The organism is Leptolyngbya sp. GB1-A1, assembly GCF_039962475.1.
Classification (GTDB): Bacteria; Cyanobacteriota; Cyanobacteriia; order Elainellales; family Elainellaceae; genus Leptolyngbya_A.
In genome coordinates this window covers 56,890-78,057 of the sequence record NZ_JAMPLI010000020.1, presented here as the reverse complement: position 1 = coordinate 78,057, position 21,168 = coordinate 56,890, and the positions used below count along the sequence as shown (strand labels likewise).

Genomic DNA, 21,168 nt, shown 5'->3' with positions numbered 1-21,168 from the left:
GGCTTTCAACGTTCCTCCTCGCTCTTTTAGAGCAGCAAGTAACAAATAGGGGATTTAGGGGGCAATATAGAACCTCTGCAACTCCTCAACCACCCTAAAACCCGATTCAGCAACAAATATCTTCAAGACAGGAAATAGAAAGTATGTCTCTCGACCAGACCCGCCTGCCGCGCAAGCTGATCATTACCGGAGGCGCAGGCTTTATTGGCTCCAACTTTGTCCATTACTGGTGTCAGCACTATCCGGGCGATCGCGTCGTTGTGCTGGATGCGCTCACCTATGCCGGAAATCGGGCAAACCTGGCTGGGCTGGAAGGACACGCTAATCTGCGCTTTGTGAAAGGTGATATCTGCGATCGGGCGTTGATTGACGATTTACTGCGCGAAGAAGGCATCGATACGCTGGTTCATTTTGCGGCAGAGTCCCATGTGGATCGATCGATTTTGGGTCCGGGCGCGTTCGTGCAAACCAATGTGGTCGGCACGTTCACTTTGCTAGAGGCATTCCGGCAGCACTGGCAGGCGCAGGGCAAACCAGAGCATTATCGCTTCCACCACGTTTCGACCGATGAGGTGTACGGCAGCCTGGAAGCGGATGATCCCGCCTTTGCAGAAACGACACCCTACGCACCCAACAGTCCCTACTCGGCATCCAAGGCAGGCAGCGATCATCTGGTACGCGCCTACTACCACACCTATGGTCTGCCGACGCTGATGACCAACTGTTCCAACAACTACGGTCCCTATCACTTCCCGGAAAAGCTGATCCCGCTGATGTGCATTAATATTTTGCTGGGTAAGCCGCTGCCCGTGTATGGCGATGGACAAAACATTCGGGACTGGCTGTATGTGGAAGACCATTGCAGCGCGATCGATACGGTGATCCAGTCCAGCAAACCGGGCGAAACCTACAACGTTGGCGGCAACAATGAAGTGAAGAACCTCGATCTGGTGCAAATGCTCTGCGACCTGATGAACGAACTCGCACCTGAGCTGCCCGTGCGTCCGGCGCAAGACCTGATTACCTTTGTCAAAGACCGACCGGGACACGATCGCCGCTATGCCATTGATGCCACCAAAATCAAAACCGAGCTGGGCTGGACGCCTTCGGTAACGGTCGAAGAAGGCCTACGACGCACTGTGCAGTGGTATCTTGACCATTCGGAGTGGTGGCAGCCGCTCTTATCAGACGAGTATCAGGCGTACTATCGCAAAGTGTATGCATAGGGGCAGGGTAGGCATCGGGGTCGCCAAGCAATAGCCAGTTCACAAATTCAGGAGGAATCATCCATGACTCGCAATATCAGTGGCGATCGATGGAGTACCCTATTCCGAAAATGGTTGGCTCGCCCTAGCTACCGGGTTGGGCGGTTGGCAGGACTGTTTGCGATCGCCCTCTCTCTGGTTTTGGGCTGTACCTCGCTGTCGAATTTTACGGCATCTCAGGATGCGGTTCACCCGGCGAGGGCGGCTTCGGCAGATAATACGGTGGGTCAGCTTGCCCTGGGGACCAACCTGGCGGGAATTGCGGACTGGTCAAGCCAGATTCCTTTTCTCGATGCGTTTAAGTTTTCCAGAAGATGGATTACCCAGTGCGATGATCAGCCGGATTGCAATTCGACCTGGGATACTGAGGAATTTGACAAGCTGGCTCTCGACGAGCATGGCTGGGTTAAATCACTGCCCACCCCCGCAGATCCACCAAAGTACACACAGGTTGCTACGTTGCTGTTTCGCGATCTGAAACAATATCCGGGTGGGCAGTATGTGGTGCTGTACGACGGCGAAGGCACGATCGACTATCAGTTTGACGGCAAAAAGGATGAGGCAGCTTCTCGACCCGGACGTGATGTAATCAATGTTACGCCTTCCATGTCGGGTTTGCTTTTGGTTATTAAGGCAACCGATCCGAATCGCACAGGCAATTACCTTCGCAATATTCACGTCGTACCGATCGCCTACGAACAAACCTTTCAGCAGCAGATTTTTAATCCAGACTTTCTAGAGCGCACCCGCAAATTTAGTGCTCTCCGGTTTATGGACTGGATGGGAACCAATAATTCTGGTCAGAAAGAATGGTCGAACCGTCCCCAGGTGGACGATGCCTCGTACGCGGTTAAGGGGGTACCGATCGAAATCATGGTCGAGCTGGCAAATCGACTCAAGGCAAACCCCTGGTTTAATATGCCGCATCAGGCAACCGACGAGTACATGACCAACTTTGCTCGCACAGTTAAGGAGCGGCTTGATCCCAACCTCCGCGTGTATGTGGAATTTTCTAACGAAGTGTGGAACTGGCAGTTTCAGCAGGCACACTACGCCCTAGAGCAGGGAAAAGCGCGCTGGGGACAAGATAAGGGCGATGCGTTTGCTCAGTGGTATGGAATGCGGGCAGCGCAAATGTCTGACCTCTGGAAGCGAGAGTTTGGCGACCAGAACGACCGCCTGATTTCGGTGATTGCGACACAAACTGCATGGAAGGGCTTAGAAGAAAGCATCCTGAAGTGTTCCTACTGGGTAGCCGAGGGCAACCGTCCCTGCTATCAGCACGGCTTCACCACCTACGCGATTACGGGCTACTTTAGCGGCAATTTGGGCAGTCCAGAAAGCCAGAGCACGGTGCAGTCCTGGATGCGAGAGCAGGATGGTGGCATGGCGAAAGCCTTTGAGCAGCTTGGCATGAACGGCACTCAGGGCGACAGCGTGGCAGACACGGCAAACGGGTTTCGCTATCAGGCAGAGGTTGCCAAACGCCACGGGCTGATGCTCGTTGCCTACGAAGGTGGTCAGCACATCACCGGACGAGGTGGAGTTGAAAACAACGAAGCGATGGTCAATTTCTTCACCGCGCTCAACCGTGATCCCAGGATGGGCGAATGCTATACCGACTTGCTAAATCAGTGGAAGGGAGCAGGCGGAACCCTGTTTATGCACTTTTCCGACATTGTGCAGCCGAGCAAATGGGGCGCGTGGGGCGCGCTGGAATCGGTCACGGAGACTCGATCGCCTAAGTATGACGCGCTGATGAACTTTATCGATCGCAATCAGCTGCGGTAAAAAGTTTTGCTGCCCCTGTCCTGGACAAGGAGTTTGAACCTGCGCGAAGGGCTTGTACAAGTGTCTGTAGCTGAGCATACCAGGATTTTCTTTTTTGCCTACTATTATAAAATCAGGCTATTTTGAAGGTCTGCCTCAAGAATCTTGAATTTTTGGCTTGTCAGAATAGAGTAAGTATGCTCAAAATTAGGATTTTCCATTGCCCTTACTAAGGTTTCATTCTTCAGCTTGGCCATGCTGCGTCTTGGCCATGCTGCGTCAGTGCTTGTTCCAGCTAGTTACTCTAGATAGCCACTCTAGGTAGTTATTCCAGGTAATTATTCTAGGAAGAAGGCTCAAGCCAAGCGTTAATTTGCGATCGTGGCTATTTCCTTGCGATCCGTTGGACTGCATCCGTCTGATTCAGCAGATAAGCTTCAACCGATAAAGCTTTTTAGTCTTCTCAGAGTTCAGTTCTTGATGAACCTTCTCGTTGTCCCAGGGTTGAATCCCCTATGAACCTGTTTGTTCTCTCAGAACTCAATCCTGCTTGTAAGCATGTAGGCTGGTCAGTAGCTCACAGCCTGGAATCCACTCTGAGGAGTGTCTGCGATCCGACGTTTATCTATCCTTTTTTTAATACCTGCGTTCGTTTGTTCGACCACTCCAAAGTGCCAGACAGCAGCGGTCATCTTCTGTGGCGATGGCGGCATCGCTTATTCAAGTCTTGGTACAAGGTGGGAGAGTTACCCCCTCTGCCGCCCGGGGTAAATGTCTTGATAGTGGTGGGTATGAGTCCCCGCTTCATGCTGTCCGTTCATGCGCTGGGTTCTTTACTCAAACAGTTTGACCTGTGCCTGGGCTATATTCTGGATGGCTTCAATCCTCAGCATTTTGATTTCACCCTAGCAGACAAATTTGATCACTTATTTGTGATTGGAAGTGAGCTGGCAGAGGATGTAGAGCGGCTTCGGGGCGTTTCCGCCAGTTTTTTGCCGCTGGCAACCAACGTCTTGGAGCCAGAGCTAAATTTGCAGCATCGATCGATCGATCTCCTCAGCTACGGGCGACGCAATCCCGAAGCTCATCAGCGGCTATATGCCCACTTTAACCAGCCAGGCAGCGATCGGTTCTATTACCATTCCACCTTCTCCGAACCGGATGTGTACAACCTGGAGGAACACGCCACGCTGCTTAAAAATCTGCTGAATCGGGCAAAAGTGAGCTTGTGCTTTGAGGCAAGCGACAAGTCGCGGTTTATGGGCTATTCGCCGATTTTGTATCGCTGGTTCGAGGCATGGGCGGCAGGCTGTACGGTTGTCGGTAAAAAGCCCACGGGTCGCGGAGTTGCAGAGTTAATGCAGTGGGAAAATAGCGCGATCGAGCTACCCGACGCCCCCACAGAATGGATTCCTTTTATTGAAGACGTGCTGGCAGACGAAGCCACACTTCAGCGAAACGCAGAACGCAACTACCGCGAAGCTTTGCTTCAGCACGACTGGCGGTATCGGATTCGGGAAATGTTGAACAGGGTGGGGCTGGAAACGCCGGAGAAGTTGGAAGACCAGATCAAGCAGTTGCGCTGCACAGCGTATGGAATGCTTGCTAGTGTTCAGATGTCTGCCTGATGAACAAAACAATTCTCGTCACAGGAGGCAGTCGCGGGATTGGTGCAGCCACCGCAATTTTGGCAGCCCAAAAAGGGTATGCCGTTTGCATCAGCTATCGACGAAACCAGGTAGCCGCCGATCGCGTCATCGAGCAAATCCAATCTTTAGGCGGAAGGGCAATCGCAGTTCAAGCAGACGTTTGCTCCGAACTCGATGTGATCCGGCTGTTTGAAGCAATCGATCAAACCTCTGGAACGCTGAATGCGCTGGTGAATAATGCCGGAATTTCTGCCCCCGCCCGACGAGTTGAAGCGATCGATGTAGATCGACTTCAGCAGATCTTTGCCACGAACGTGATTGGGAGCTTTCTCTGTGCCCGTGAAGCCATCCGGCGGATGTCGATCGAGCGCGGCGGACCCGGCGGAGCGATTGTAAATGTTTCTTCTGGCGCGGCAAGGCTCGGATCACCGAATGAATATGTGGATTACGCGGCTTCAAAAGGGGCGATCGATACCATGACGATCGGCTTAGCCAAAGAAGTGGCAGATGCCGGAATTCGCGTGAATGCAGTACGACCCGGATTTACCCATACCGAAATTCATGCCGCCATGGGTGAGCCGAATCGATTGGAGCGTGTGAGGTCTACCATTCCAATGCAGCGGGGTGGAACGGCGATCGAAGTCGCGAATGCAATTTTGTGGCTATTGTCTGAAGAAGCGTCTTACTGTACAGGGGCGATCGTTGATGTCACCGGAGGGCGATAGTTTACAAATCTCCATAATTTGACAGACCTTTTACCCGAAAGGCGATCGTTAGCATAATCAGTGCCTCAAGAATTACAGGCAATCATGAACTGAGTCCCTAACTGATGGCTGAGGAATCAATATGGCAATGAACGGATTAAGTGTGTTTGATAAGACTGTTCAAATTACCGAGCAGTGGGTCAGCGACGTTGCAAAAGAACTGAATATCGAAGACAAGCACAAAGCATTTCAGGGTTTGCGGGCAACGCTACACGCGGTTCGTAACCGGATGCCAATGGGCGAAGCGGCTCACCTGGGCGCAGAACTGCCCACCCTGCTTGCAGGCTTTTATTACGAAGGCTGGAAGCCCGAATCGACCCCAACCAAAGAGCGCACCAAAACCGCTTTTCTAGAGACGCTGAAGGCCCACTTGCATCAGTATATTCAAAACGCCGAGCCGGGCTTTGAGATCGAGCAGCTTGCCCGCGCTGTCTTCCGCGTAATGAGCGATCGAATTCCAGCGGGAGAAATGCAGGATATCACCCACATGATGCCTGCGGAAGTAAAAGAGCTGTTTCCAGAGGCAGTGCGAGCTTAATAGCTGACCTGAGTGACATCGACTTGCTTAGTGCCATCCACTTGGCTGGCAACCTGATGGAGCCGATCGATCACGGCACGGTCTAGCACAGTTCCAACCAGGATAATCGTACTGCCGTCTTGAACGATCGTCACTGTGTCAATGTCAGCGAGTTCAGCAACGCGATCGAAGGCAATCGCAACCCGTTTCGCAAGTCCCTGCTGATCGTATTCGCCTTCAATTCCCATACATTCTGGCGGTGGGGGCGGCTGATGCTCTCCCGCCTTTTCCCGCAGTCCCCAGTCGTAATTTCCCGTAAGTCCCGGACTCATTGCTCCTGCCGCTGTACTGGCTCTTACTTTTCGATCGCCAACAGGCAAATCGCAGATTCCAAACAATCGTTCAGACCAACTCATTGTTCTGCTCCTGAATTCAATTTTCAACGGTTTTAACCAACACCCTTTTAAGCTGCTCAGGTTGATTTTTTAGCTAATTTTCAGGTTTCGCAGTCGTTTGTTTCGCGGTATTCCGAACGGCTAATCGCTTTGACAATTTTTTTCTGGTTCCTGAGCATTCACTCAAGGGTTGCTTCTAAAAAAGAAAACGAGTTTATCGATCGCAACAGAAGTAAAGCTGTAGGTCTTCAAGAGAGTAAGTATCATATTCCTAGTTCACAAAAGAGTCTTCTTTCCTGAGAGGGGTTCTTCTAAAACTGAATTCAACTTCTAATTCAATAGCCAACTCCACTCGATTTTTCCCAGCAAAATTGATCGCTGTCGTCGATCGATTCAACCTGGAATACAACCCAGAAAAGGGGATAAAACGTTGCTGTACCTGCAAGGCTGGCAGCAGGGATATCCACCACTGTAGGGATGTGGAACGATGACTGGCTGTTTAAGATGCGCTCATCGTTAATATACGCCTGGGTAAAAACGTGAAGCTGGGTCAATGGATTGGCTTAATTGCCTTACTCATTTCGCTGTATATTCTTTGGGAAATCAGGCAGGTTGTTCTGCTTATTTTTACTGCCGTAATTTTCTCAACTGCTCTCAACGGGATGGTGATTCGATGGCGGCGATCGGGCGTGGGCAGAGGCTTTGGAGCGATCATGTCTGTGGTGGTGCTGTTAGGCATTCTGCTATTTTTTGCCGTGATTATTGTGCCGCCCTTTATCAGCCAGTTTAAGCAGCTTGCCGAGCTTGTGCCGATCGGGTTTGGGCAGCTTTCCAACTGGTTAGATAGCCTGAAAGAACGGTTTCCAGGGCAGCCACTTTTGCCGGATATTGACGTGCTGACGCGGCAGGCTCAGCCGTTTGCAAGATGGGCGTTTAACAATTTCTTTTCGCTCTTTTCCAATGTGCTGTCGATCGTTCTCAGCATTTTGCTGGTGTTTGTGCTGACAATTATGCTGCTGATCAATCCCAAACCGTATCGACAGGGATTCATCTCGCTGTTTCCTGCCTTTTATCGGCGCAGAATCGATGAAATTCTGACCCGATGCCAGGTGTCGCTAGGAGGATGGGCACGCGGTATTTTGATCAACATGGTTGTGGTCGCCATTGTTTCTGCGATCGGTTTATCAATTTTGGGAGTGCCACTGGTGTTTGCCAATGCCTCGATTGCCGGACTGCTTGAAGCGGTTCCCAATGTTGGACCCACGCTCAGCCTGATTCCTCCGGTTGCGGTTGCCCTGCTCGATGCCCCGTGGAAAGCAGTTGCCGTCATTGTGCTGTACCTGCTCATTCAGCAGCTTGAACAGTATTTGCTCGTGCCTTATGTGATGCAGCAGCAGGTATCAGTTTTACCTGCGGTAACGCTGATCGCTCAGGTTATATTTGCGATCTTCTTCGGGTTTTTGGGGCTATTTCTGGCAATTCCGCTCGTGATTGTGGCGCAAATCTGGATTCAAGAAATTCTGGTCAAAGATATTCTCAACCCCTGGGAAGAACATCCGCGCCAAGCCGATCGGGTTCCAGTTGTAACAAGCGATCGAAGATAGTCATTAAAGCAGATTTGAGAAGTAAGGGTTGCTACCCGAATTGTCTCTTAAATCCCCTCACTTTTAAGTTTGGGGAACTTTTTTAAATTTAAATTGGAGGAACTTTGAACCGGAGAATTAACTCAGAACTCCCCCAGAATTGCCCCATTTACCCTATTTATTTAGGAGGCGGCGCAACTAAGGTAAACCCAATGGATTCATCCTTGGATTTAGCCAAGCCCAAAGCTTTACCAGAAGCTTTCTAGATTTCTTCGAGCTGCGATCGCAACTGTTTTAGATCTGCCTCGACTTCAGGATCAACAGACTTTGACTGGAGCTGAGGGGCAGTAGAGCCACCGCGCAGCAGTTGAGATTTCATGGCTGCCAGTTCACTGTCTACGTCACCACCGTTTTCGAGTGCCCGGAAACGCCGATCGATGTCATCACCTTCGTTTAGTTCTGCAACGGCTTCTGCCTGTGCCTCAATCTGCTGCACTCGTTCTTCCATACGTTCAAATGCTGCCATTGCTCCATTCGGATTCATGCGCCCCAGCATATCGTTAAGCTGCTGCGAAGCTTGTGCCGATCGCGCGCGGGCGATGTACATATCTTTTTTGGTACGGGCTTCTGACAGTTTGCCTTCAAGTGCCACCATATTTTGCTTGAGCTTACTGACGATCGCGCTTTGCTGGTCGAGCTGCCCGGTCAGGGCATTGGCGGTATCTTGAAACGATTTGCGCCGAGTTAGGGCCTCTCTTGCCAGCCCTTCTTCACCCTTCTGCAGGGCAAGCTGTGCCCGCTGATACCATTCATCTGCGTTTGCCTGCGCCTGGGCTGCCTGACGCTCGGTGCGCTTCTGGGTCGCGATCGCCTGCGCCACCGCCTGCCGAAGCTGAATCACGTCATTTTGCATATCGATGACCGTCTGTTCCAGAATCTTTTCTGGATCTTCGGCTTGATTCACCAGGCTATTAAAATTGGCGCGAATCAATCTCCAAATGCGACCGAGCAGTCCCATATCCGCACACTCCGCAGGACAATTGCTAAAATACATTAAATATTCGATTAAGCATTTTAATCCTATCGTATTCTTGCCTGTTGCCCTCTGCCCAGACTCATAGAAAAAATCATAGAAAATCGTAGGAAATCGGATAATAAAAATCCCCAGCCAAGAACCCGAAGCTGGGGAGTGAGTGCATCTACGTTTGTACTCGCTGTGAGTCGCTTAGTTGTTAAGGTAACAATGCACTGGAACGCAAACATCTGTCCATTTATAGATATTCCAGTGAACTTATTAGGCAGCATCAAGCAACTGCATCTCGCGAGCGGCGATCGTTTCGCGCTTCTCTAGCTTCAGGACACCGAACTGGTTGCGAAGCAGGTTGAGGTCGATCTCCATTTCAGCTCGTTTGTCTTGTGCCATTTGCAGATTGGCATAGGCAGTGCGATAGCTGGCAGATCCCATCAGTTCGATTCGTCGTGCCTTACGCTGGGCATCGTTTTTGAGGGACGTATCAAAGGCGATCGTCGTGTCGATCTCGGCGGTGAGGCGGTTCAGAATCTCTTGCTGTCGGCGAACGTGCTGCTCAGCGCGAAGAAGCTGGTGCTGTTTTTCCGCAATCGCGGCAGGATAGTCTATGAGTTTCATAGCGTCAGATTTAGGGTAAGGAATGCTTGAATGGCTTGGATCAAGAAGATGCATAGGATAGGAAAGCTTTAGGCGGCGATCGTCGGAGCTACAGTTGAAGCCACGGTCGGGGAAACAGAATGGGGGGAAGCAGAAATCGCCTCTGCGGGAGGGACAGGCTGAAGGTGCTGCATCTGCCGCTCAAAGGCGCGACGGTTAAAGGCAAACGCCCGATCGCCTTCAAGGGTGTGAAACAAGGCGTCTTCGACCAGACACTCGATCGATGACTCCAGCCAGCAGACTAAGACCTGCTGCAAATCTTCGAGTCGATAGAGATTCCCTTCTTCATGAGCAAGGTGTGTCTGAAGCTGGATTGCGGCTTGCTGAAGCGCGGACTGAACTGTACTACTGTCAATACGACTGGCGATATCGATCGAACCATCGAACCAGCCCACGATCGTGCTACGATCAATGCTACTATCTATAGTAGGGCTGTTAAGAGACTGGCACCAGATTTGGAGTAATGCGGCTTGATTCACGGCAGCACCTAGTACATCTGTCTTACTTCCCCATTGTAGCGTGATGCGCGAGCGGGGTGGTAGGTTTTTGGTGGGGAAATAGCCGATCAATCGAGTTTTGGATAGTGGCTGAAAGCAAGACGTAGCAGGCATTCTCAGTTCGTAGAATTTTCAATAGCAGAAAACCCTACCTGAGAGTTAGATAGGGTTTGCTTATCGCTTTTAATTTTCTTGATCAGAGCCGAATATCTTACAGGATGGTTTGTAAGGAAATTATTTCGCTTCGGGATTGAGGTCGATCATCTGGCGTGTGGTAAGTGTGCCAATCGGACTCCATGCCAGGTAAGGCAGCAGCAGCAGCGTTGCCCAGGGCGAGATAAACCAGACAAAGAAGGCAAGCACGATCCCGAGCGCAACTCCGATCGCCCCCAGCGTTGTACCAACGGCAAGGCTATGGGATCTCAGCGTCGCGGGAATGTAAGCAACGGTGACAATTTCAAGCAGCAGGTAAACTGCCATCAGCAGCCAAGTGGTAAAGGCTCCGGGGGCAGCGTTCCAGACGATCGTAGCTGAAGCGGCTCCTGTGACAAACACAATTGTCCAAATCAGGGGAATTGCAGGTTCAAACACCAGCCAGCTTGGGCGATCAAGCTTCATTTCCCACTTGATATCGCGGGGGCGAATTAGGAAAGCCCCAAAGGACACTAAAAATGTCACGCCGCCAATAATCATCCAGGGTTGCATTATGCGTTCTCCACCATACGTTTCACGTCGTCCAGGTTCAGGTTAAATCGCGAGGCGATCGCATTCAGAATCTGTGCTTCTTCGGGAGACTGGCTGCCATTCACCATTGCAATCCGGTAACACTGTGCCAGCAGCGGCGTTGCAAAATCCCGATTGAGCTGGTCCAGCAGTTCCTGCAGCGGTTGGGGAGAATGAATCTGAGCAGCAATCGCTTCCAGAGATACGGGACTAAGCTGAAGGGCTGCCAGGTTGGGCAGAATGGCTTCCCAGTCCTGATTAGGGTAGCTGGCAGCAATCATATGAACCAGGAGTTGATCCATAATGGTCTGCTGATTGATCGCGATATTGGTCAGGTAGCGGTCGCTTTGATCTTTCAGCGCATCGATCGTTTCGGTAGGCAATTTGTCGCTGTCGAGTTTCGCTTCATAAAATCGGCAGGCAGCGTAGCCCAGCGCATACATCATCGTGGCATTGCTACTTGCCCCTATCAATGCGCCCGCCATCGGCACGTTTCGCAGCAAGCCGAGTCCTGCCCGCACTGCCTGACTGCCGCCTAACGCTAAACCAAAAATTGCCAGCACTTCTCCTTTTCGAGCCGGAGCATTCAGATCCAGACCGTAAGCCGCCGCAATCTGATAAACCATTTCAGTTTGGAGAGCGGTCGTCGCCGCCAGATCAACCGCTAGTAGCGCAGCCGCTTCGCCCGGAACCACACTGCTGGCAAATCCCATCCCACCTGCATAGACTGCTTTTTCGACCATGAGGTGATGTGCAATCTGGCTGGGTGATTCTCCCGGATACTGCTGCTGAAGTTTTCTTACCGTTGCGGTCGCCTTTTGAGTATCGACGCGATCGATCAAATTCAGCAGCCAGTCAATCTTCAAGAAGTTGAACCACTGGCGAAGCTGGGGCAATCTTGCCACCGCATCCACTGCCTGTCCAGTTCCCTGTAAGGCTTGGTCGAGCATTTTGTGCGACTGTCGCAGCGTCGTTTCGCTGACCTGATTTACCCAATCAAAGGTCGATTTGCCCATCTCGGTCGCGTTGGTGCTGAAGCTGGCGATCGTCTTTGCCAGTTCTGTGGTCATTTCCGAAGCGGTGTCGATCGTGGATTGCCCCATGCGATAAACCGTATCTTCGATGATGCCGGTCATTCCGGCTCCCAATCGCTCAACCAGCATCATCGCAAAGTGAACCTGCTCTGCAATTTGCCCGGAAAGCTGCTCTGAATTCGGCAGTTGAATTTCCGGCGGACGCACAGGCAGCGAGGGAAAGCTCGAATGGTTGTCGGAAACGGTTCCCTGGTTTGCAGAGTTATTTGCAGAATTGGAAGGAGTCGGTTGCGAGTTACTGTCCATAAGCGAAAGGAAGGAATGAAAGTTTATAGAAAGCAGATTTGCAGGGAGCGATGTTTATAGAAAGCAAATTTGCAGGGAGCGATCGTTAGTGATTGTCCGAACTGGGAATATCGCTTGCCTCAGGATCAGAACGGCTGACAGTGTTTTCGGCGACGGTACTCGGTGCAACGCTGCCCGCGCCATTGTCCGCTTCTCCGGCAGCTGCGGCTTTGGCTTCTTCTAAGGAAACGGTAGGATCAGCCGCGATTTGGGCTGCTTTTGCGCCCGCTGACTCTGCCGGATCGAAGTTTTCGATAATTTCTTTGCCCTGATCGGTTGGGTTCTCTGCCATGAGAATGACTCCGTTTTTTCTGTTTTCTTTAGAGGGTCTACGAATAAGCGGTCGATTGCAGGTCGATTCCCGCTAATGACCCGATTAAGAACTAGCTTAAAGGTGGAATTCGAGAAGGTGCATCAGGCGATCGGCAGGCATTAGGTTCTCGGTGCGCTCATCCTCTAGACGGGCAATCAGTTCACCATGCTGAAACAAAAGCAGTGTGGGCAAGGCATGAATCTCGTATTGAGAAGCCAGCGAAGGATAGCTTTCACTGTCAATTTTGACGATTTGCAGTCGATCGATCGTGCGCTGTGCCACTTCTTGCAGAACTGCGTCCATCAAGTGAGACGGTCCACAGAGCGGGCTAAAAAACACGATGAGCAGCGGCAGGTCCGAGCTTGCCAGTAGATCTTTAAAGCTAAAAGATTGAGCAGTTATCATATCGGGTTATGGAGGTTGAGATGAAGAGAATCAAGCAAAAGAGATAGATTAATTCATCGTCAGAAGCAGTTCAACGCATTAATAGTTAAGCGCATTAATACTAAAACTGTGCAATCAATCCGTGTTATTAAGAAATCGCACAATTGATCGGTTTCAATTTTCCACTTTACGCTTTTGGTTCAAGCTGAACCTTTGATACCACAGCACTATAACCCTTACATTATTAATTTAAAGCAAAGTCTCAGAATCGTCGTCAATCTAATGGTTGAACTTGTTGCTTCGTGTATTGCTATGAGTGTTCTGAAGCACTCGAAAAGAGTAACTTATATAACAGAAATGCAACTATCGCACTGTAGCTAAACCATCCCACGCCATAAACGATCGCCGTAGTTAAAATTGTTCCAAGCTGTCCTGTAAAAGCAGGGCAAAAGGTCGCACAAAACAGGGCACTACTTCCTCCTTGAATTGCCCCCGCGATCCCACTTGCTACAATCCAGCGGCATCTTGCTTTCTCGCCAGTTCGTCTCCACAGCGACGGCAGTAGCAGACTTTGAGCCGTTCCCATTCCCAGGAGCGCGATCGGCTGTTTGACCACATTCAGCCAGAAAACTTCTCCGCCGCCAAGCTGAGTCAGGTGCGCCACGATCAGATCAAGCCAGCCGCCGAGCCAGATCATGAGCTGCACCCCTATCAGCCAGCCGATCGCGCTAACCCAAATCCAGCGAAATGCCTTGCGAAGAACGTGCCGAAGCACAAACCACTGAGCCACACCCACCAATAGACCTGAGAAAATCAGCGTTGCCATGAACTGGAATTGGCTCGCTTCGAGTGCGCCGATCGTTAGACCTGCCAGGGTGTGGAGGAGGAGCCATTGGAGAAGGGTGGGGGGCATGGGTGGGGAGGGTGATTGCTAGAGATGATTACTAGAGGTGATTGCTAGATTTCTCTGGTAGAGCATGAGTACTTGTGGAGCATGAGTAAAAGAGGAGGAGATTTGTTCCATAGGGTTAGTTTTGGAGAGGAAGGCAGTTAGTAGAATGGCAGTTTTGGGATCTGTCCTGAGAGGGGAATTCGAAGCGGAGCGGATCTGTCTCTAGAGGAAGATGTATTGTTTTTTTGAAATTGCTAAGGTTCCTTCAATATTTTTTCGTGATTCAGATTTAGTTTTTGATTTCTGCGGCGTACTCTATTCTCCCTGCCAAGCAGTTTTCTTGCCGAGTAATCAGCGACTTCTAAATCTAATTCACGTTTTGTTTTCTGCAATGGGAATTCCTAGCCACAACGCATTCATGATTCAAACCTCTAGCCGTTTTGTGCAGCTTGCCAGCGTTGTCACCGATCGCGTTGCAGAACTGCTTTATGCTCCTGTTTTTGTCACGAATGAACGAGGAGTGGTTGTCACGAGCAGCGAACCTGACCGAGTTGGGCGATCGATTACTCCTTTGGGAAACTGCGAGGCAAGCAACTGGGACGGCAAACAGGCACTGTCTCATTTCCTCAGAATTCCGCTACAGCATGACACCGAAACCGGAGAAGTAATTGTTGGCAAGCCTGCCGATCGTGAAATGATTTCTCCTCGCCTTGCTCAAGCATTGGTTGAACTGGTGATTAATCAATCCACACAGCATCATCTTCCAAGTCAACATGAACTCAAGAATGAATTAATCGACGATCTGCTACACGATCGCATTGAGGATGAAACAATCATCTGGAATCGAGCAAAACGATTGGGGATTGATTTGTCTCCACCCAGGGCTGTGATTCTCATTGATGCTGCCTGTTATATCTTGCCTCAAATGAATGCTTCGGGGATGGAAGCGGTTGAGATTGAGCAGCGACGGGCACAGGTCGTGATTAGCAGTATTGTTAGCTTTTTTCACCTGCCGAATGATACGATTTGCGCTTATCTGGGTGAAGGCGAAGTAGCAGTCTTAAAAGCCAGCAACAGCAAAAACCTGGGGCTGTGGGCAGACTGTAACGATGTGGCTGAAGGATTGAGTTCTTCCTGGGCAAATTTAGCGGCTCTCAAGCGGGCGGCGGATGCGCTGTTGCTGCGGCTCAGAAACGACATGGGCGCGACGATTAATGTTGGCATTGGTCGATATCATCCCGGCGTGCGGGGACTGGCACGCTCTTATGAAGATGCAGGGGCCGCCCTGTCTTTAGGAAAGCGATTGCAGGGCGATAATCAAGTCCATTGCCTGGGTGAGTTGGGGATTGCTGCCTTTGTGGGCGTTGCAGACGAAGAAACGAAGATTGATCTCGCTAAATATCTACTCAGTCCGCTCGATCATGAGCCTGAATTATTGGTTACGTTAAACACCTTCTTTGCTGAAAACTGCTGTCCTTCTACAACTGCAAAGCAGCTATCAATTCACCGCAATACACTCAGCTATCGGCTTGATAAAATTGCTTCGCTAACCGGATTGGAGCCAAGAAAGTTTGACGATGCGGTGCAGATGCGGCTGTGTCTGTTACTTCGATCGCTTCAAAGTCAAAATAGCTACCGATAAAGCAGTTGATAAAGCAGTTTATTTTGCTGCGAGATATCCCTGGTGGATGGGAGGTGAGAGGGCCAGTTGAGGTAACATTGCTTCCTTCTCAAATTTTGATTTGAATCGATTGTTCTTAGGATTGATAGAGAGTTGGGCAGGTTTAGCAGGGTCGAAAAACGATCGTCCTCTCTCATTACAGCCTTGTTCAGGCGATTGAAGTACAAAAAATGGGATGCAGGGGTGTGCCCTGTACGGCGAGAAAGCCCATACCCCCCGTACCTTACGGGAGTGAAAAACGCTGTAATTCAACAGTGGAATCAAATATTGGGAGATTAAAGCCTGCTCACTTGCCCGTATTTTCAGGATAGCTTTTCAGGACAGCAGAGAGAGCACTCTAGAAATTCAGCTTGAGAAGTAATTGATCTACTACCTAAAGGTATAATTTGGCTAATAAGGCTATGAAGTCTAAGCGGGATTACTTCTTTTCGTAATCTTTTTTTTGTGAGCTTAAACTAAAATTGTGCAATTGCATAACTTACCTAAAAAAAGTGCGGGTGTTCTTTGGGCAATCGCCTGATGCTTTCCAGAATTGCGACTGACTACTATAACCCTATCCCCTACCAGACGATTTCTCAAAGCTGCTGGCATAATTTTGGATTAGTAAAAATCTTCAGTTGAGATTGATTCTAGAGAAGCGAAGACAATTCTTTCAAAGCCAAATTTATGTCCCACTAACACAGGCTTAAGCAACACAAGCAGATTCAGTGAATTCAGGTCACTGCACAGAATTGTAGAAAGCTTATCTTTAATGCCGCTCTTTGATGCCGCGTTAATTCTTCGCAGCCGTTTGTTGCGCCCAATAAGGACAAGCGGACTGAGTTTATTTCTCACTTATTCCTTCCCCGACTGGCAATGGAGACTTTGATCAGTGGACATCTTCAATTTGATGACCCTGCCCCCCAGCGAATTGCGATCGTACGTGCGCTGCCGGGATTAGGCGATTTGCTGTGCAGTGTGCCTGCTTTTCGTGCCTTGCGATCGGTGTTTCCTGCCGCAGAGATTACGTTGATTGGGCTGCCCTGGACAAAGGCGTTTGTGCAGCGATTCAGTGCCTATCTCGATCGCTGGCTGGAGTTTCCCGGCTATCCTGGCATTCCCGAAGTGCCTTTTGTAGCAGAGCAGACGATCGCTTTTATGCAGCAGGTGCAGCAGGCGCCGTTCGATCTGGCACTACAAATGCACGGCAACGGTTCGGCAATGAATAGCTTTACGCTGCTGCTGGGTGCAAAACGCACGGCAGGCTTTTTTCCGCAGCGGCAGTTCTGCCCCCATATCGACTGGTTTTTGCCCTACCCAGAGCATTTGCCTGAAGTGCAGCGACCTCTCCATTTGCTGAAGTTTTTGGGCCTTGCTACGCAGGGAGAATCGCTGGAGTTTCCTATCACTGCTGCCGATCGCGACGAGTGCAACACTATTTTGAAAGCTTATCAGCTTCGCCCGAAGTCCTACATTTGCATCCATCCGGGAGCCAGTACCGCCGATCGCCGCTGGAACTGCGAGCATTTTGCTGTCGTTGCGGATGCGTTGGCGGCTCAGGATTTTCAGATTGTGCTGACGGGAACGGCTGATGAAAAAGGGCTAACTCAAAAAGTGACAGAGACAATGCAGTATCCAGCAATTGACCTGGCAGGAAAAACGAGTTTGGGGGCACTCGCGTTGCTATTGCAGCAGGCAGGCTTGCTGATTTGTAACGACACTGGGGTTTCGCATTTAGGGGCAGCAGTTCAGGTCAAAAGTGTGGTAATTTTCTCGCAGTCTGAACCGCATCGCTGGGCACCGCTCGATCGCGATCGTCACAAAATTGTGGTGATGCCGTCGCTGGAAAATGCCCATCTGTATCCGCCAGCAACGCCGATGCAAGTTTTGCGGGAAGCGTTGAATTTGCTGCACATCGAGGAGGTGTCTTATGCATCCTGATTGGCAGCGCGTCAAGCGGCTTCTCTTGGTGAGTCTTTTGGATCAGGACAGTCAATCTGAATTGATTCAAAGTTTGCCGCTGCTTCAGCAAAGCCTGCCGGAGACTAGCATTTCTGTTCTTGCCGCATTTCCAGATTCGTTATTTGATCAACAGCTTGCCACGCTAGATCTGATTCCTTTTCCTTCTCCTTTTTTCGATCTGACCGATCACGCAAGCAGTCTGATTCAGAGTCTTAAAGCGCGATCGTTTGATGCTGCGATCGTATTCACCCTGCCGCAACAGTCTCCTTATCTCATAGCATACTGTTGCTATCTTGCAGGCATTCCGATTCGTGTGGGCCAGTCCTGTGAGTTTGGCGGTGGGGTTTTGTCACACTGCGTTAAGCCGCCGCTTGATCCGGTTGATGCTCTGGAGTATCAGCTTCATTTGCTGCGATCGGTTAATTTGATTCCTGCTCAGACGATTCATTTGATTTCGTCTTCTTCTTTCCCGGTGCAGCCGGCTGATACAGCGATGGCTTAACTGTTTTTCCTGATGGTTTTGGTTAAATTTGATTCACGATTGATTCACTATGCGTTTGAAAATTCTCACCTGGCACGTTCACGGCAGCTATTTGTATTATCTGACTCAGGCTCCCCACGATTTCTATCTGCCTGTCAAGCCGGGCAAACCTGAAGGATACGGCGGACGGCTGGGCGGATTTCCCTGGGGTGAGAATGTGCATGATATTCCCGCCGAGGAAGTGCAGCATCAGCAGTTTGACTGTATTCTGTTTCAGTCGCGCCGCAATTACCAGGAAGATCAGTACGACATTCTTTCCGAAGCACAGCGAGATTTGCCGCGCCTGTATCTGGAACATGACCCACCTCGCGAACAGCCCACCGATACCGCCCACTGGGTAGACGACCCGGAAACGCTGCTGGTTCACGTCACCCATTTCAATCAACTGATGTGGCAGAACAACCGCACCCCAACCTGTGTTGTTGAGCATGGTGTCGTTGTTCCTGATCGGGTTACCTACACCGGAGAATTACCGCGCGGGATCGTGGTAGCGAACGGTTTGCGGAAGCGCGGTAGACGGCTGGGCGCAGATATTTTTGAGCAGGTGAAGCGATCGATCCCCCTCGATTTAGTCGGCATGGACGCAGAATCGCTGGGCGGCATTGGTGAAGTCACGCATCTTCAGCTTCCTGCGTTTGAAGCGCGATATCGTTTTTTCTTTCATCCGGTGCGCTATACCAGCCTGGGATTAGCAGTTTGTGAAGCAATGATGCTGGGAATGCCGATCGTGGGACTGGCAACAACAGAACTGGCAACGGTCGTGGAAAACGATGTGTCTGGATTTGTGGATACTAACGTGAATGCCTTAGTCGATCGAATGCAAATGCTAATCGATAACCCCGAAGCTGCCCATCGACTGAGCCAGGGAGCCAAAGAACAGGCACGATCGCGCTTTGGGATCGAGCGATTTGTCCGCAATTGGAATGCGGCGTTTGAACAGGCAATGAGTTTGAAAGGAGGTTTCAATTCGAGCCACCGCTCTGGCAAGTCGATTCTGGAGGGGAACCGAGCCTAATCCGGGCTTCAAAGCTCCCCAGCACTAGAAAATTTAGGAGGCAACGTACCGCTCACACGCTTCAAGCATCTCTCAAACTTCTTCACCCGCTTCACCCGATCGCTCGGTTCCACTCAATCATTTAAGCCAGTCATCAATTTCAACCCAGTCATCAATCCGAAATCCGTTTCTGAATCTTCACCCTATTCTCTTAAGACACCTATGACCAAACGAATTGCACTCATCAGCGAACATGCAACGCCACTTGGCATCTTTGGCGGTGTTGATAGCGGTGGACAGAATGTGTATGTGGGGCAGTTGGCAAAGCATCTGGCGGCGATCGGCTATCACGTAGATGTGTTTACGCGTCGTGATGCTGATCATTTGCCGGAAGTCGTGGATTGGCAACAGGGCGTGCGTGTCATTCATGTTCCCGCAGGTCCAGCGGTGGCAATGCCTAAAGAAAAGCTGCTGCCGTATATGAACGAATTCACCGCATTTATGGTGGATTGGTGTCACTCCCAGACATCCTACGATCTGGTTCACGCAAATTTTTGGATGTCTGCGCTGGTTGCGGCAGACATGAAACGGGTTTTAGGGATTCCGTTTGTGGTGACGTTTCACGCGCTGGGACGGGTGCGGCGACTGTATCAGGGTGATGCCGATCAGTTTCCAGACGATCGCTTTGCGGTGGAAGATCGGGTTGTGCAGGAAGCAGATCACATCATCGCCGAATGTCCGCAGGATCGGGAAGATTTGCTCAATCTCTATCACGCTCACCCCAGCCGCATCGGCATTATTCCCTGTGGCTTTGACCCGTTGGAATTTTGGGCGATCGACAAAACCCGCGCCCGGTTAACGCTGGGACTGCCGCCGGATGAAGCATTGATTTTGCAGTTGGGGCGAATGGTTCCGCGAAAAGGCGTGGACAATGTGATTCGGGCGTTTGCACAGCTACAAAAGAAACAGTTGCAAAAAGCGCAATTGCAGCAGGAACAGCCTGTTGCAGCACGACTGATTATTGTCGGCGGCGAAGCCGAAACCCCTGACCCGCAATTAACACCTGAGATTGGGCGACTCAACACGATCGCTCAAGAATTGGGTGTGGCAACGCGAATCTCCTTTGTCGGCAGACGGGGACGGGAGGTGCTGAAGTATTACTACAGCGCAGCAGATGTGTTTGTGACTACTCCCTGGTACGAGCCGTTTGGCATTACGCCGATCGAGGCAATGGCTTGCGGCACACCCGTCATCGGTGCAAATGTGGGCGGCGTTAAATTCACGGTGAAAGATGGTGAAACGGGTTATCTCGTTCCTCCCAATGAGCCTGAGGCCCTTGCCGATCGGCTTCAGCATCTTCTGGGCAACCCGCAGCTTCGGAACCTGTTTGGACGGCAAGCAATTCGCCGCAGTCAGGAGCATTTCACCTGGCAGAAAGTGACCAGCGCAGTCGCAGCCCTGTATGAAGAAGTGCTGAGCGGGGTTTCAACCGTGGCAGGCATCGAGGCAAACCAGATGGCAATCCTTGACCGCGGCTTTGAGACGGTGATCAAAGCAGTGCAGCGATCGCAACGGCTTCTGCGTCCGACAATTCAAGCGGCATCTCAGGCAATGAGCAACTGCTTTCTGCGGGGCGGTAAGCTGCTGATTTGCGGTAATGGCGGCAGTGCGGCAGACGCTCAGCATTTGGCAGCCGAACTGGTTGGGCGGTTTTGCTGTCCCCATCGCGCCGGACTTCCGGCAATGGCACTAACAGCAGACACAGCATTTGTCACCGCCTGGGCAAACGATGTCAGCTATGACAATATCTTTGCGCGTCAGGTTGAAACTTTTGCCCAGCCGCACGATCTGCTCATCGGCATCAGTACCAGCGGACGATCGAAAAACGTGATTGCTGCATTTGAAGCTGCACGACGGGCAAACCTGACGACGATCGCCCTACTCGGCGGAGAGGGTGGTGAACTGCGGCACTTAGCAGACATTGCGATCGTGGTTCCGGCGATCGAGACTCAGCGCATTCAGGAAGTGCAGTTGATGGTGATGCACCTGCTCTGCGAACTGATCGAGGAACAATTGCTTGCTGCTGCCCCGAATGAAACGGCTCGATTAGGACAGTGGGAAACGCCGCAGTACGAGAGAACGATGGCGAGTGTAGAAGGGATGGGGTTGAAGGCTGGGGGAGTGAGGGGATGA

The 21,168-nt window shown here is 50.9% G+C and carries 21 protein-coding genes; 11 read left to right on the top strand and 10 right to left on the bottom strand.

Annotated features, from left to right (window positions below; all coding sequences use genetic code 11):
* Positions 1–143 precede the first annotated feature (143 nt).
* The 5 genes from rfbB (at position 144) to NDI45_RS18185 (ending at position 5,986) form a co-directional block, all read left to right on the top strand.
* Positions 144–1,226: a dTDP-glucose 4,6-dehydratase gene (gene rfbB, locus NDI45_RS18205; protein WP_190793774.1), complete on the top strand. Its 1,083-nt coding sequence runs from the start codon at positions 144–146 to the stop codon at positions 1,224–1,226.
* Between the two features lie 63 nt (positions 1,227–1,289).
* Positions 1,290–3,056, top strand: a complete 1,767-nt coding sequence (locus NDI45_RS18200; protein ID WP_199296752.1) for a hypothetical protein — start codon at positions 1,290–1,292, stop codon at positions 3,054–3,056.
* Between the two features lie 494 nt (positions 3,057–3,550).
* Positions 3,551–4,663 carry a glycosyltransferase gene (locus NDI45_RS18195; protein ID WP_348248186.1) on the top strand — a complete coding sequence of 371 codons (1,113 nt, stop codon included), beginning with the start codon at positions 3,551–3,553 and terminating at the stop codon, positions 4,661–4,663.
* Positions 4,663–5,409 carry an SDR family oxidoreductase gene (locus tag NDI45_RS18190; protein WP_190793772.1) on the top strand — a complete coding sequence of 249 codons (747 nt, stop codon included), beginning with the start codon at positions 4,663–4,665 and terminating at the stop codon, positions 5,407–5,409. Before NDI45_RS18195 ends, NDI45_RS18190 begins: the two co-directional genes overlap by 1 nt.
* Before the next feature lie 121 nt (positions 5,410–5,530).
* Positions 5,531–5,986: a DUF2267 domain-containing protein gene (locus NDI45_RS18185; RefSeq protein ID WP_348248185.1), complete on the top strand. Its 456-nt coding sequence runs from the start codon at positions 5,531–5,533 to the stop codon at positions 5,984–5,986.
* On the opposite strand, the gene NDI45_RS18180 is transcribed toward NDI45_RS18185, so the two are convergent.
* Entirely contained in the window at positions 5,983–6,381 is a 399-nt protein-coding gene (locus NDI45_RS18180) for a BON domain-containing protein (protein ID WP_348248184.1), read from the bottom strand. The genes NDI45_RS18185 and NDI45_RS18180 overlap by 4 nt on opposite strands.
* Before the next feature lie 314 nt (positions 6,382–6,695).
* Positions 6,696–6,914: a hypothetical protein gene (locus NDI45_RS18175; RefSeq protein WP_348248183.1), complete on the bottom strand. Its 219-nt coding sequence runs from the start codon at positions 6,912–6,914 to the stop codon at positions 6,696–6,698.
* Between NDI45_RS18175 and NDI45_RS18170 the strand changes: the two genes are divergently transcribed.
* Positions 6,900–7,964: an AI-2E family transporter gene (locus tag NDI45_RS18170; RefSeq protein ID WP_348248182.1), complete on the top strand. Its 1,065-nt coding sequence runs from the start codon at positions 6,900–6,902 to the stop codon at positions 7,962–7,964. The two genes, NDI45_RS18175 and NDI45_RS18170, sit on opposite strands and share 15 nt — an antisense overlap.
* Positions 7,965–8,205: 241 nt before the next feature.
* On the opposite strand, the gene NDI45_RS18165 is transcribed toward NDI45_RS18170, so the two are convergent.
* The 8 genes from NDI45_RS18165 to NDI45_RS18130 form a co-directional block, all read right to left on the bottom strand.
* Positions 8,206–8,961, bottom strand: coding sequence for a PspA/IM30 family protein (locus NDI45_RS18165; protein ID WP_348248181.1), 756 nt, complete (start codon positions 8,959–8,961; stop codon positions 8,206–8,208).
* Between the two features lie 276 nt (positions 8,962–9,237).
* Positions 9,238–9,591, bottom strand: a complete 354-nt coding sequence (locus NDI45_RS18160) for a hypothetical protein (RefSeq protein ID WP_348248180.1) — start codon at positions 9,589–9,591, stop codon at positions 9,238–9,240.
* Positions 9,592–9,659: 68 nt separating this feature from the next.
* On the bottom strand, positions 9,660–10,241 hold the full coding sequence (locus NDI45_RS18155) for a hypothetical protein (RefSeq protein WP_348248179.1): 582 nt from the start codon (positions 10,239–10,241) through the stop codon (positions 9,660–9,662).
* Positions 10,242–10,361: 120 nt separating this feature from the next.
* Complete coding sequence (locus NDI45_RS18150; protein WP_348248199.1) at positions 10,362–10,835, bottom strand: tryptophan-rich sensory protein; 474 nt, start codon at positions 10,833–10,835, stop codon at positions 10,362–10,364.
* On the bottom strand, positions 10,832–12,190 hold the full coding sequence (locus NDI45_RS18145; protein ID WP_348248178.1) for a hypothetical protein: 1,359 nt from the start codon (positions 12,188–12,190) through the stop codon (positions 10,832–10,834). The genes NDI45_RS18150 and NDI45_RS18145 overlap by 4 nt, the downstream gene beginning before the upstream one ends.
* Before the next feature lie 85 nt (positions 12,191–12,275).
* Positions 12,276–12,521 carry a hypothetical protein gene (locus NDI45_RS18140; RefSeq protein ID WP_190793765.1) on the bottom strand — a complete coding sequence of 82 codons (246 nt, stop codon included), beginning with the start codon at positions 12,519–12,521 and terminating at the stop codon, positions 12,276–12,278.
* A 96-nt stretch (positions 12,522–12,617) separates the two neighbouring features.
* Positions 12,618–12,947: a thioredoxin family protein gene (locus NDI45_RS18135; RefSeq protein ID WP_348248177.1), complete on the bottom strand. Its 330-nt coding sequence runs from the start codon at positions 12,945–12,947 to the stop codon at positions 12,618–12,620.
* 289 nt (positions 12,948–13,236) lie between these two features.
* Positions 13,237–13,839, bottom strand: coding sequence for a hypothetical protein (locus tag NDI45_RS18130; RefSeq protein ID WP_190793763.1), 603 nt, complete (start codon positions 13,837–13,839; stop codon positions 13,237–13,239).
* Between the two features lie 370 nt (positions 13,840–14,209).
* On the opposite strand from NDI45_RS18130, the gene NDI45_RS18125 reads away from it, so the two are divergent.
* From NDI45_RS18125 to NDI45_RS18105, 5 genes are all read left to right on the top strand, one after another.
* Positions 14,210–15,460: a helix-turn-helix domain-containing protein gene (locus tag NDI45_RS18125; protein WP_348248176.1), complete on the top strand. Its 1,251-nt coding sequence runs from the start codon at positions 14,210–14,212 to the stop codon at positions 15,458–15,460.
* An 894-nt stretch (positions 15,461–16,354) separates the two neighbouring features.
* The gene (locus tag NDI45_RS18120; RefSeq protein ID WP_190793761.1) at positions 16,355–17,419 is read left to right on the top strand and encodes a glycosyltransferase family 9 protein; all 1,065 of its coding nucleotides are present in this window, start codon (positions 16,355–16,357) and stop codon (positions 17,417–17,419) included.
* A complete protein-coding gene (locus NDI45_RS18115) occupies positions 17,409–17,942 on the top strand; it encodes a hypothetical protein (RefSeq protein WP_190793760.1) in 534 nt (177 codons plus the stop codon). Before NDI45_RS18120 ends, NDI45_RS18115 begins: the two co-directional genes overlap by 11 nt.
* Before the next feature lie 49 nt (positions 17,943–17,991).
* A complete protein-coding gene (locus tag NDI45_RS18110; RefSeq protein WP_190793759.1) occupies positions 17,992–18,996 on the top strand; it encodes a glycosyltransferase family 4 protein in 1,005 nt (334 codons plus the stop codon).
* 201 nt (positions 18,997–19,197) lie between these two features.
* The gene (locus tag NDI45_RS18105; protein ID WP_348248175.1) at positions 19,198–21,168 is read left to right on the top strand and encodes a glycosyltransferase; all 1,971 of its coding nucleotides are present in this window, start codon (positions 19,198–19,200) and stop codon (positions 21,166–21,168) included.